Source organism: Lentzea sp. JNUCC 0626, assembly GCF_043632865.1.
Classification (GTDB): domain Bacteria; phylum Actinomycetota; class Actinomycetes; order Mycobacteriales; family Pseudonocardiaceae; genus Lentzea.
Genome location: NZ_CP171635.1, coordinates 4,711,143 through 4,723,619, shown reverse-complemented (window position 1 = coordinate 4,723,619; position 12,477 = coordinate 4,711,143). Strand labels below are relative to the sequence as shown.

The 12,477-nt window shown below is 67.4% G+C and carries 10 protein-coding genes; 4 read left to right on the top strand and 6 right to left on the bottom strand.

The genetic code is table 11. The annotated features are described in order from the left end of the window. Positions 1 to 819 precede the first annotated feature (819 nt). The 4 genes from JNUCC0626_RS20795 to JNUCC0626_RS20780 are packed head-to-tail and all read left to right on the top strand — an operon-like array spanning position 820 to position 4,640. Positions 820 to 3,222: a sensor histidine kinase gene (locus tag JNUCC0626_RS20795; RefSeq protein WP_394621443.1), complete on the top strand. Its 2,403-nt coding sequence runs from the start codon at positions 820 to 822 to the stop codon at positions 3,220 to 3,222. A gap of 26 nt (positions 3,223 to 3,248) precedes the next feature. Next, a complete protein-coding gene (locus JNUCC0626_RS20790) occupies positions 3,249 to 3,686 on the top strand; it encodes a roadblock/LC7 domain-containing protein (RefSeq protein ID WP_266041506.1) in 438 nt (145 codons plus the stop codon). Continuing rightward, positions 3,683 to 4,060, top strand: coding sequence for a DUF742 domain-containing protein (locus JNUCC0626_RS20785; RefSeq protein ID WP_285644378.1), 378 nt, complete (start codon positions 3,683 to 3,685; stop codon positions 4,058 to 4,060). Before JNUCC0626_RS20790 ends, JNUCC0626_RS20785 begins: the two co-directional genes overlap by 4 nt. Beyond that, a complete protein-coding gene (locus tag JNUCC0626_RS20780; protein ID WP_394621442.1) occupies positions 4,041 to 4,640 on the top strand; it encodes a GTP-binding protein in 600 nt (199 codons plus the stop codon). Before JNUCC0626_RS20785 ends, JNUCC0626_RS20780 begins: the two co-directional genes overlap by 20 nt. 191 nt (positions 4,641 to 4,831) lie before the next feature. Here the strand turns inward: JNUCC0626_RS20780 and JNUCC0626_RS20775 are convergent, their stop codons facing one another. The 6 genes from JNUCC0626_RS20775 to JNUCC0626_RS20750 all read right to left on the bottom strand — a co-directional run bounded on the left by JNUCC0626_RS20775 (position 4,832) and on the right by JNUCC0626_RS20750 (position 12,352). After that, positions 4,832 to 5,959: an IS30 family transposase gene (locus JNUCC0626_RS20775; RefSeq protein WP_394622069.1), complete on the bottom strand. Its 1,128-nt coding sequence runs from the start codon at positions 5,957 to 5,959 to the stop codon at positions 4,832 to 4,834. 444 nt (positions 5,960 to 6,403) lie between these two features. Beyond that, positions 6,404 to 7,765: a tryptophanase gene (locus JNUCC0626_RS20770; protein ID WP_394621441.1), complete on the bottom strand. Its 1,362-nt coding sequence runs from the start codon at positions 7,763 to 7,765 to the stop codon at positions 6,404 to 6,406. Between the two features lie 27 nt (positions 7,766 to 7,792). Then, positions 7,793 to 8,887: a tryptophan dimethylallyltransferase family protein gene (locus JNUCC0626_RS20765; RefSeq protein ID WP_394621440.1), complete on the bottom strand. Its 1,095-nt coding sequence runs from the start codon at positions 8,885 to 8,887 to the stop codon at positions 7,793 to 7,795. Between the two features lie 374 nt (positions 8,888 to 9,261). Then, a complete protein-coding gene (locus JNUCC0626_RS20760; RefSeq protein WP_394621439.1) occupies positions 9,262 to 10,218 on the bottom strand; it encodes a lysyl oxidase family protein in 957 nt (318 codons plus the stop codon). After that, positions 10,194 to 11,528 carry an NAD(P)/FAD-dependent oxidoreductase gene (locus JNUCC0626_RS20755; protein ID WP_394621438.1) on the bottom strand — a complete coding sequence of 445 codons (1,335 nt, stop codon included), beginning with the start codon at positions 11,526 to 11,528 and terminating at the stop codon, positions 10,194 to 10,196. Before JNUCC0626_RS20755 ends, JNUCC0626_RS20760 begins: the two co-directional genes overlap by 25 nt. Then, positions 11,528 to 12,352, bottom strand: coding sequence for a glycosyltransferase (locus tag JNUCC0626_RS20750; RefSeq protein WP_394621437.1), 825 nt, complete (start codon positions 12,350 to 12,352; stop codon positions 11,528 to 11,530). The genes JNUCC0626_RS20755 and JNUCC0626_RS20750 overlap by 1 nt, the downstream gene beginning before the upstream one ends. Positions 12,353 to 12,477 lie beyond the last annotated feature (125 nt).

The window sequence follows — 12,477 nt, the reverse complement described above, 5'->3', positions numbered from 1 at the left end:
CGCACGTGCAGAAGGACAGTCGCGCCGGACAGTCGTGGTCGAAGAACTTTCGGAAACGTTCGAAGTCGGCGAGAACTTCTTGATTCGGCAACGGATACGTCGGTGTGCCAACCGCTTCGCGCTCATATGGCGCTCATGTGGACAGTGGGCAGTGGACACCGGCGGCCGGTGCACGGGAATCAGCGGGAAACGCGCGACTGTGGCCGAGACCACTGCGGTGTCGGGCATTGGGAGCATCGCGCGTTCGGCCATCGGGGTGACAGTTTGCGCGCGTTCCGGGCACTCCTCACCGTAGTCGGCGCGGGAACTGTCGCCGTCGTGGCGGTGACCAGCGGAATTACCGTGTTCTTAGCGGCTCGAACCGGGCTCGTCAGGTTGATCTCGGCCGGGTAACGGCGTATGTCGATCACCCTCAGTCGCCGGGCCTGACGTGCGAATTCGCTAATAGGAGCCGGTGACGGAAAGCGACGATTGGTCGCGCTCCGCTCTTGTGTAGAAGATGTCGCACGCCAGTGTCAAGTTGCCGTCAATAGAACCGCGTTTCCACAGTTCAGTCGGCCCAAAGGCCCTTGCCCCTCATCCCTTTAGCCCACGCGGTCATGGGGACCCCCTAGTGGTGAACCAGGGCGATGGGGGGTGTTGCGAAGGTCAACGGAGTGAGTACTCTGCTCTCGCCCCCTCAAGATCATCGCTGTTGATCATGTTGATCATGCGATGCTATCTTTCCGTCGCCAATTCGGGTGGTCGTGGAGCGTTGTGAAGCTGAAGAACGTGCCTGAGACGAATTACAAGACAATTCGTTCCCGGCTCACTGGTGTCGTGGTGGTTCCCAGCGTCGTCCTTCTGGCCATGTGGGCGCTGTTCTCGTCCTACACGGTGTTCGAGGGGCTCTACCTCCAGCTGGTGGCCTCCGGTGCGCGAGACGCGTCGATCCCGGCGGTCCAGTCGTTCGCGTCGCTGCAGAAGGAACGCGAGCTCAGCATGACGAGCCTGAGCCGCCCCGGTGCCAACGCGTCGGCGTTGCTCAAGCAGCAGCAGGACACCGACAAGGACGTCGAGAAGATGAAGACGGCCTTCGCGGAGCTCGCCTCGCAGGCGCCGCAGGAGATCGTCGACGGCATCAACAAGCTCAACGGGTTGCTCGACCAGCTGCCGGAGCAGCGCGAGCGCCTCGAGTCCGGTGCCACGTCCAAGGACGAGACGTACCGCTACTACAACAGCGTTCTCGACGCCGGTGGTTCGCTGTTCGGCACGCAGGCCCGCATCGTGCCCGACGCCGAGACCGTGCAGGGCGCACTCGGTGCGCTGCAGTACTTCCAGGCTTCCGACGCCATGTCGCGCTCCAGTTCCGTCGCCGCCGGCGCGCTCGCCGCGGGCAAGTTCACGGCGGAGGAGCACCGCGAGTTCGTCCAGCTCGTCGGCGCGTACCACTTCACGCTCAACGTCATCGAGCCCACCTCGCTGCCGAACGTCCGCGAGCACTACAAGACCGTCACCGGCAGCGCGCCGTACCAGGAGCTCGTGACGCTCGAGAACCGCTTGCTGCAGAACGCGGAACGGCCGATCGGCCAGCAGGTCGCGTTGTCCGACTGGGAGAACGCCAGCCGCGCGGTGTCGACCGAGCTGACCACGATGGTGCAGGAGCAGTCGACCGGCGCCGTGAACATCGCCATGGCGAACGGCAAGGACAAGTTCACCACCGTTCTCATCGGTTCGCTCATCGCCCTGATCGCGGTCATCGTCGGCATCTTCGTCGCGGTCCGCGTCTCCAACCGCCTCGTCAACAAGGCGTTGATCGTCCGCCTCACCAGCCTGAAGAGCGACTCGCTGAAGCTCGCCCACGAGCGGCTGCCGAGCATCGTCGAGCGGCTGCGCGACGGCAAGCACGTCGACGTCGCCGCCGAGGTCCCCGCGCTCGACTACGGCAACGACGAGATCGGGCAGGTGGCCGACGCGTTCAACGCCGCGCAGTACACCGCCGTCGCCGCGGCCGTGAAGGAGTCGCAGACCCGTGAAGGCGTGAACCGGGTGTTCCTCGACATCGCGCGCCGCAACCAGGGTCTGGTGCACCGCCAGCTCAAGATCCTCGACAAGCTGGAGCGCGAGGAGGAGAACCCCGACCACCTCGACGCGTTCTTCCAGCTCGACCACCTCGCGACGCGCGCCCGCCGCAACGCCGAGAACCTGATCATCCTCACCGGTGAGCAGCCGGGCCGGCAGTGGCGCAAGCCCGTGCGCATGCTCGACGTCGTGCGCGCCGCCGTCGCCGAGACCGAGCAGTACGCCCGCGTCAAGGTGAACCCGGTGCCCGAGGTCGCGCTGGTCGGCGCCGCCGTCGCCGACACCATCCACCTGATCGCCGAACTCGTCGACAACGCCACGTCGTTCTCGTCGCCGCGGTCGCAGGTCGAGATCCACAGCAGCGAGGTGCCGCAGGGTCTCGTCATCGAGATCGAGGACCACGGCCTCGGCATCAAGTCCGAGGACCGCGAGCAGCACAACAAGATGCTGGAGGCACCGCCGGACTTCGAGGCGATGCGCCTGCGCGGCGAGTCCCGTCTCGGCCTGTTCGTCGTCGCCCGGCTGGCCGCGCGCCGCCACGTCCACGTCGAACTGCGCGACTGCCCGTCCGGCGGCACCATCGCGCTGGTGCTCATCCCGTCCGAGCTGATCGTCGGCGAGGCGGGCGCGGTCGACCCCGCGGACGCCGTGCCGATGCCGAAGCCGACGTTCCGCCAGCAGACCATGCAGCAGGCCGCGCGGTCGCCGGAGGCCCTCGAGGCCGCCGTGCCGATCCAGGGCGACCTGAACCACGACTCGCGTCCCGGCGAGCGCCCCACCGAGACCTTCCGCCTGGATGAGTTCTGGGCCGGCAGGGCAGTGGGAAACGACCGGAGTCCGGTTCTCGACCTCGAAAGGGACCTGGACAGCAACAGCGGGCAGCTCGAACTGCCCCGGGAAGACCGCCTGGGCGGCGCGTGGCCGACCGCCGACCCGGCGGAGGCTGACACCGCGAACCGCACAGATGACCGGCCCGAACTGCCGCGCCGCAAGCGGCAGCAACATCTCGTGCCACAGCTCGCCAACGACGAAGTCCGGCCGATGCCGGAACTCGCGGAGTTCAACCCCGAGGAACGGGCGGAACGAACCCGCGACGGCATGTCCGCCTTCCAGCGGGGTACCCGTAACGCCCGCCAGGCCGACGACGTCGTGGAACCGTGAATCACAGAACTGAAAGGGCTATTTCCGTGGACGACCTGACCAGCGGGCACCCCGAGCTCAACTGGCTGCTGGAGGACCTCGTCGCGAGAGTGGTCGGTGCCCGGCACGCGGTGGTGCTCTCCGCGGACGGCCTGCTGCTCGCCCACTCTCCCGAGCTCTCCAAGGACGACTCCGACCACCTGTCGGCGATGGCGTCCGCCTTCCAGAGCCTCGCTCGCGGCACCGGAAGGCACTTCGGAGGTGGACAGGTCCGCCAGACCATCGTGGAGATGGAGCGCGCGCACCTCTTCGTCACAGCGGCAGGCCAGGGCGCCTGCCTGGCGGTGGTGGGCGACGAGGACGCCGACATGGGAATGATCGCGTACGAGATGAACATGCTCGTCAAGCGCGTCGGCGCCTACCTCTCGTCGGCGCCGCGCACACTGGCGTCACCCCGGATGCCCAACCCCCTCGGGTTGTCATGAGCAACTCCTCGGACTGGTGGTACGACGAGGCGGCGGGCCCCATGGTCCGCCCGTACGCGATGGTGAGCGGACGGACCAGACCCAAGCCCGCCGGCGAGGACCTCACGCTCACGACCCAGGTGCGCGCACTGCGCACGACCACCGACCAGGGCACCCTGTCGGTAGAGCACCTGGAGATCATCAAGCTCTGCCGGAAACCGCTTTCCGTAGCCGAGGTGGCCGCCTACCTGCACGCGCCACTCGTCGTGGTGAAGGTGCTGCTGAGCGACCTGATCCAGCGCGGTGACGTCATCACCAGCGGCCCGGCCACCAGGGTGACCCCGGTCGACATGAACCTACTCCAGAAGGTGCTCGATGGTGTCCGTGCAATCTGATTCCGGGCAGGGCAGGGAAGAACTCACCGTCCCCACCTCCGTGAAGATCGTCGTGGCCGGTGGGTTCGGCGTCGGCAAGACCACGATGGTGGGCGCCGTCAGCGAGATCACGCCGCTGCGGACCGAGGAGCTGCTGACCGAGGCCGGGGAGGAGATCGACGACCTCTACGGTGTCGAGGGCAAGACGACGACCACGGTTGCTTTGGACTTCGGTCGCATCACGATCAACCCTGAGCTGGTGCTGTACCTGTTCGGGACGCCTGGGCAGGATCGGTTCTGGTTCCTGTGGGATGAGCTTGCCATCGGGTCCATCGGGGCTGTGGTGCTGGTTGACACTCGGCGGTTGGATGCCGGGTTTGGGGCCATCGACTTCTTTGAGCGGCGCGGGATTCCGTTCGTGGTGGCGGTGAACTGCTTTGAGGGCAGTCACTCTTACACCGCTGAGGAGATGCGGGTGGCGTTGGATGTTGCCGACACCGTGCCGTTGGTGTTGTGCGATGCTCGGGATCGGGAGTCTTGCAAGTCGGTGCTGGTTCGGGTGATCGAGCACGCTATGAACCGGCTTGACGTTATGGCTTGAGTTTTTGGTCTGATCTTGTCGGACCCCCTGAGTAGGTTGGGTTGTGGGGGTCCTTCGTTCGGGGGGACGCCTGCGTTAGCGTGCGTTCCCCTGTTGCGTTGGCGGCTAGCTGTTGCGTGCTTTCCCTGGGGGCTCTGCCCCCAGACCCCCGGCAATCTGGTGGATTCCAGGGGTCGTCGCAACACGGATGATCAACTGGCTTGGGCGAGGAGTTTAGCCATGCGTTCGGCTGGGGTGTCCCAGCCGAGGGTTTCGCGTGGGCGGCCGTTGAGCTGGACCGCGACGGCGTCGAGGTGTGCGCGGTTGTGGACGGACAGGTCGGTGCCTTTGGGGAAGTATTGGCGTAGCAGGCCGTTGGTGTTCTCGTTGCTGCCGCGCTGCCAGGGTGAGTGCGGGTCGCAGAAGTAGACCGGGATGTCGGTGGCGGCGGTGAATCGTGCGTGGCCTGACATTTCGGCGCCTTGGTCCCAGGTCAGTGACCGCCAGAGGTGGGCGGGCAAGGTCTGGACGGTGTCAACGAGGGCGTCGCGGACCTGGTCGGCGGTGCGGCCGTGGGGCAGGTGCACGAGCATGACGTAGCGGGTGGCGCGTTCGACCAGAGTGCCGATGGCGGACTTCTTGTCCTTGCCGATGATCAGATCGCCTTCCCAGTGTCCCGGGATCGCGCGGTCCTCGGCTTCGGCCGGGCGTTCGCTGATCATGACCATCGGGGTGGCCATCCGCGGTGTGCGCTGCTGTGCCTGGCGGCGCGGGCGGCGCAGCGCTCTGCCGGTGCGCAACGCCGCGGTGAGCTCACGGCGCAGTTCACCGCGTCCCTGGACGTAGAGGGCCTGGTAGATCGTCTCGTGAACCACGTGCAACTCCGGGCGGTCGGGGAAATCCCGGCGCAAGCGTTGCACGATCTGCTTCGGGCTCCAGCGCAGGTCCAGGCCGTCCTGGATGACCTGGCGCAGCAGGGGGGTCGCGGCGATCTTGCCGGTTTTCGGGCGTGGCCGGCGGGCGTCGGCACGGGCCTGAGCGGCGTGCGGACGATACTGCCCGCTGACCGGATGCGCGTTGCGGCGCAGTTCTCGGCTGATCGTGGACGGGCTGCGCCCCAACTCCGCCGCGATCTGCCGGATCGTGGCCTTCTCCCGCCCGCGGTCGGCGATCAGGATCCGCTCGTCCTCGCGCAGGAACCGGGAGGCCTCACAAGGCGGCGCCACCGCGGTGATCGGTGGCGCCGCCTTGTTCCACTTCGACTGCTTCTTGCCGTTACGCCATCGCTTTCCGGTCCGGTAATTGACGCCGACGATCCGGCACGCCTCCCGGCTGCTCACACCACTCGCCACAAGATCAAGATAAGTGGCCCGTTCCCGGACCAGCTTCACCCGCCCCGACCGATCGGCCCGGATCTCGAACATCACAACCCCTGAACTCAGGTGTTGCAACGACCACTAGAACCCAAGTCTGATCAGGGGGCCAGCGCTGTGAGCGGGTTGATGGCACGCCTGTTTGTGTTGGGCGGCTGCCTGTTGCGTTGGTGGTTGCGTTGGCGGTGGGGTCCCATCACAAGTCGAGCCAAGAGCGGGCCACACCTGCCTGGGTATGTCAAACCGCCGAAAAGCGTGGCGGTTTGACATACCCAGGCAGGTGCAGCAAGAGCTATGGCGCGACTCGTGATGGGACCCCACCGCCGAAGCCTCTTGGCTAAAGGCAAGAGCAAAAGCCAAGAGCACCTCGGCTTCGCCGTTGGGTCGGCTTGCCTTCGGCTTCGCGTGCGGTCAGGGGCTGACTTGCTCCAGGCGACAGCGGAACGGGCGCAGGATTGCCGGGATCTCCGTCAGGCGGTAGCCCGGCACCTTCTCCGGGTTCTTCGCGATGCCCGCCAGCGTTTCCGCCACGTACTCGAGGTGGCTGCGGGTGTACACGCGGCGCGGGATCGCCAGGCGCACCAGCTCGAACGGTGCGGGGGTGATCAGGTCGCCTGCCGCGTCGATCTCGCCCAGGTAGAGCGAACCCACCTCCGCGCAACGGATTCCGCCTGCCAGGTACAGCTCTGAGGCCAGGGCGTGGCCCGTGAAGCGGGACGGTGGGATGTGCGGGAGCAGGCGGGCCGCGTTGAGGTAGACGCCGTGCACGCCGGTGGGGGTGACGCTGTCCACTCCGGCCTCGCGGGCGCAGTCGGCCAAGTACTTGGTGGCTTCGGCTCGTTCGCGTAGGTAGAGGGGGTCGGTCACCTCCATGAGGCCCTGGGCGCACATGTCCAGGTCTCGGCCGGAGAGGCCGCCGTAGGTCAGGAAGCCTTCGGTGGCGATGAGCAGTAGTTCGCACTGCTTGGCCAGTTCGGTGTTCTGGAGGGCCAGCAACCCTCCGATGTGGACGATGCCGTCCTTCTTGAGGCTCAGCACGCAGCCGTCGGCGAGGCGGAAGGCCAGCTTCGCGACCTCGCGCGGGGTGAAGCCGTGGAAGCGCTCTTCTCGTTGGGTGACCAGCCAGGCGTTCTCGGCGAAGCGGGCCGCGTCCAGGAAGAACGGGACGTTGTGCTTGCGGCACAAGGCGCTTACGGACTCCAGGTTGGCCATGGAGACCGGTTGGCCGCCGCCGCCGTTGTTGGTGATGGTCATGACGACCACGCCGACGTCTTCGGGGCCTTCGAGCAACGCGGTGAGGGCTTCGAGGTCGATGTTGCCCTTGAAGGGGGCCTCGCTGTCGAGGTCGGCTGCCTCCGGGCACGGGAGGTCTCGGGCTATGCCGCCGGAGAGTTCGACGTTTGCTCGGGTCATGTCGAAGTGGGTGTTGGAGACCGAAATCTGTCCCGGTTTCAGGAGAGCGCCGAACAGGATTCGTTCAGCCGCACGGCCCTGGTGCACGGGGAAGATGTGCTGGTACGCGGTCAGGTCCTCGGCCACCTCGCGGAACCGGAACCAGGACCGGGAACCCGCGTAGGTCTCGTCGCCGCGCATGCCCGCCGCCATCTGTTCCGCGGACAGGGCGCCGGTTCCCGAATCGCTCAGCAGGTCGATCGTGACGTCTTCCGCCGTCAGGTTGAACTGGTTGTACCCGGCCTCGGCGTAGCGTCGTTCCCGGTATTCGCGAGTGGTGATCGGAATCGGTTCGACTACCTTGATGCGGTACGGCTCCACGGCGGCGGCCTTTCTTCGGTGGTGCGGTTAGACGAGCAGTGCTCGACTGCGGGGTGGCGTGACGTCGTACGCCTCCGAGGACAGGTAGACGGAGACCCCGGGCTTGGGTTTGCCGAGGCGCAGGGAGACGTGGGCGATCAGGCCGACGCCCTCGCCCAGTGGTCGGCGCACCAGGCTTGCCAGCGCCATCACGAACGGCGTGGTGTCGAGACCGCAGCGGGCCATGATCGCCAGCACGCGTTCGCAGGCCTCCAGGTCGTCCTGGACGTAGTCCCGCACCGGGATGTAGAGGGAGTAGCCGCTCGGGGAGTCCGTGTCGCCGGACAGGAAGGTGTAGCTCGACATCAGCGGGCGGCGCGGGAACGGGCCGGGGCCGCCGCAGGCGAGCGCGCAGACGTCCGCCAGCAGGGTTGGATCGGCGTCGGGGACGGCCGCCGCCGCGCCCACCACGTCCGTGACCATCGCTTCGTCGTGCGAGACGTAGGTCTTCACGCGCGCGCGGTCCTCGTCCATGAGGTCGAGCGCGAAGAAGGAGAACCGGTCGAGCCCTGGGCGCCGCAGGCCGTGCTCGGTGATCGCCGGTAGTGCCGAGGCGAGGCCCAGGCGGGAAAGCGCTTCCGCCACCAGGCCGGTGGCGCGGTCGCGGCCCTGCGCGTCGGGGTTGAGGTAGACCTTGATCGACGGTGGCCCGGCCGGGCCGACGATGAGTGCGTACCAGAGCGCGAACGCGCCCTGCGGGTCGTCCGGCAGGAACAGGTCGCGGACGGCGTCGAGCTTGTCCCGGCGCAGCCCGTGCTTCCGCGAGAACTTGTCGAGCACCTTGAGCGCGGCGCCGACGTTGGCCTGCTTGCCCGGCTTCTTGGCGATCGATTCCACGATCATCCGCACCGTCGGGCGTTCGTTTCGAGCCAAAGCGACCGAGAATTCGACCGGGGAGTGGTCGTCCGCCACTAATGAGGGCCAATGGGGAACTGCGGAGAGCGGGAGTCGGCTGCCAGGTCCTAATGCCTCACCCAGCAGTTTTGTCGCGGTTTTGGTGGAGTCCGCTAAACCGACCGCGCGCAGGAGGTTGTGAAGTTGTCCAATGGCGAAATCGTGCAGCGATACGACTGGCGCGCTCAAGATGGGGCACTCCTGATCGGCCGGGAATCAGTCTATTGCGATCCCTGACGGGGTGGAATCGCGAAGTGAATTCTCTCAACCCGCCACATGCCCTGGTCAAGGGCCAAGGGGGTTGCGTGCGACACTCTGCGCTGTGATGAAGATTGCACCACTCGGACTATTGACTTGACCGTTTGCGAGTGGCGTTGCGTGCAATTGCGCAAGCCTGCACGGGTGTGCTATGCGTTCGACGCATGGGCATCACAGAGTAAGGTTTGTGCTAAACGCTTCGTCGTGGTAATGCGACCGAATCGCGTCCGTTTGTCCCGGTACAAAAAGATAACAGGGGTGCCCGCGAGTGCAGGCACCCCCATTCGGGGTTGTTTCGAAACTTCTCAGTTGTGCGACTTGGCGCAGTGCGCTTTGCCGGGACAGCTCCGGATCATCCGCACGGACGGTGCCGCGGTGATCGTGTCCGGAGGGGACGCCGCGCCGTCCGGCCACTGCACGGAGATCGCGATCGACGACGCGTTGTTGTCGTAGTTCTTCTCCAGCAACGCGCGGTCGGAGTTCACGACGTTGACGACGTCGTAGATCCCGGACTCCACACGGGTCAGATCGAGCCACTGGAAATCGACGTCGTGCTTGTAGTCGTCACCGGAACCGACGGAGATCCCGAACATGACGTCCAGCGCGGACGTGTCGTGGTGGCCGCACATGTGGCCGTCCAGCCGCTGCGCGAGCCTCCCCTCGGGAGTGTCCGGATCGACCGGACGGTGCGCGAGGTCGTCGGACACGCCGTAGCGGTCGCCGATGCAGAACCCGTTCTTGCGGTCGGTCACGACCACGCCGCCGTCCGGGGTGCGCAGCTGGAAGTACTCGAAGTTGAGCAGGTGCCAGTGCTCGTGCGATTCGGCCGGCTCGTAGTAGGCGCTGGACCTCGTCTCGCGCCGGGCCTCGTTGAACGTTCCCGCGATGGACCGGTCCACGCCGGACTGGATCGCCTGGCGGACGGTCATCGTCGGCGTGGTGGTGCTGTCGCGGTGTGCGTGCAGCAGCAACGGGCCGTCGCCGACGTTGTCGATCGAGGTGGTGAACCGCAGCCGGACGGCCTGCGCCGTGCCGCCGCGGTGCGTGCACTGGCTCCGGGGTGACGAGGCGTCCTCGACGAGGCAGACGTCCCACGCCCAGCAGGCGAGCGGGGAGCCGTCCCACCCGCCGGGGCAGCCGATCGGCGCCTGGCGGAGGTCCGGCAGCAACGGCGCGGGGTCGGCCTGCACCTGTTGTGACGAGACGAGGGTGGCCGCGGTGATCGTCAGTGCTGCGATCACCGCGCCGATTCTGCTGACCATGCGGTGTTCTCCTGGGTCGGGGTGCTCCTGGCGGTGTGCAGGAGCGTGGCGGTCACCGAGTTGGACAGCTCGACGCTCGAGTTCCAGCTCGTGACGTTCGGGTAGACGTGGGCCGTGGTGGCGAGCAGCAGACGCGTGCCGGCGACCTCGACGGCGGGCCGCTTCTCCAGGTACCCCAACGGGTACACCGGCTCGACGAACGGCGCCTTGAACACCCGCACCTCGTCGACGTCGGCCGCAGTCAGTCCCTTGTGGACGCTCAGCAGCTGCTCGGTCCACCGGCGGGCGATGCTGTCGGAGTCCTCGCGGTACAACGCCGACTCGCGGTCCGTGTAGTGCATGACGTACACGAGGTGCCGGTCGCCGTAACGCTCCGACCCCGTCAGCGGCGTCATCTCGATCACGCCGTCGAAGTCGGTGCCGGACCGGATCACCGGCGCCCAGTAGTGCCCGGACAACGGCTTGCGCAGGAAGAAGAGCGTGTTGACGACACCCTGGTACGGCAGCCGCACCTCGGGCAGCAACGGCGCGAGGTCGCCGTCCGCGATGGCCCGCAACGCCGGCAGCGGCACGGTCGACACCGCGTGGTCCGCCTCGATCGTCTCGCCGTCCGCGAGCGTCACGACCACGCGGTGCTCGTCGGCTTCCAACCGGCCGACGGGGGCTTCGACGCGCACCTCGCCGCCGTGCGCCTCGATGGACGCCCTCAGCGCGTCGATGACGCTCTGGTAGCCACCGGCGGGGTAGCCGCGCACCGACTCGTTGCTCTCGCGGCCCAGGCGCTGCCACAGGTACAGCGCGGGCACGTCGCCGAACGCCGAGCCGAACTTGGCGCCGAACATCGGGGCCAGCAGCAGGTCCCAGATCTTGTCGCCGTACAGGCCGCGCAACCAGTCCTCGGTGCGCAGCCGGTCGAGGTCCTTGCCCTTGCCCAACCGCCGCAGCAGCAACGAGATCACGCCGAAGCGGATCCGGTTCACGAGGCTCAGCGGCCGGAACCGCAGCAGGTCGAGCGCGGAGTTGAACGACCGGTGCTCGCCGCCGACGATCATGCCCATCGAGGTGGGTTTCCAGCCGACGCTCTCGCGCAGGCCCACCTCGTCCAGCAACGCGAGCAACGCGTCGTCCGTCGGCATCACGCAGTGGTAGAAGCGTTCTACCGACCGGCCCTGCGACTCGAAGAACGTGCCGAGCCCGCCGAGCTGGTCGCTGGCCTCGAGCAGCGTCACGGCCAGGCCCTCGCGGGCGAGGCGGTGCGCGGTGGCGAGGCCGCAGATGCCCCCGCCGATGACGACAACGCGCTGGGGCATCAGAGCTTCCGGAACGGAACGGGCGCGAGGCGGTCACGCGTGAGCAGGAGCAGGTACTGCTTGAGCGTGCGGCCGAGCCGGAGCTTGCTGGCGCCGGGCTTGCGGTCGTAGCGCAGGTGCAGCGGGATCTCGCTGACGATCGGGCCGCAGTGCCGCAGCTTCAGCAGCAGCTCGACCATGCAGGCGAACCCGCGTTCCTCGACCAGCCGCTCGCCGTAGTGCGCGGTGGCGCGGCTGAGCAGGCTCACCCGGTACGCGCGGAAGCCGCTGGTGAAGTCGCGCACGCCGTCGAAGTGCAGGATCTTGCCGAACACGACGCGGGCGCCGCGGCTGAGCAGCCGGCGCCACTGCGGTGCCGTCGAGTCGTCGCCGCCGGAGACGAACCGGGAGCAGATCACGACGTCCGCGCCGGCCTTGATCTCGGCCAGCATCTTCGGGAACACGCCGGGGTCGTGCGTGTCGTCGGCGTCCATGACGATCAGCACGTCGTCGGGCTCCGCCTCGGCGAGCACCGCCCTCAGTCCTGATTGGACGGCCTGGCCCAGGCCGAGGTTCACCGGGTGGCTCACCAGCCGGGCGTCGATGCCGCGGGCCTGCCCGACGCAGTCGCCGGTGCCGTCGGACGAGCCGTCGTCGACCACCCACACCGTGATCCGGTCCGCGAGGTCCGAGCCGGCGATGCGCGCCAGCAGCGACGGCAGCGCGACCGCCTCGTTGTAGGCCGGGAGGACGACGTGGACGTCGCCGCACGTGCGGATCGGCTTCTGCACGATCGCGACCGGATCACCGGCCGAATGCCGGATCCCGTGTTCGTCGACTCTCACTCAATGCCCCCTCTTCGGTGGCTAGTGGTGTGGCTCGGAAGGGTGCCGGGGGAATTCGCGGTCAGACGGGTGCGTCGCGGTGCCGCCCCCACGTCCTCGTACTGGTGGTACGGGGGCGTGGGGGC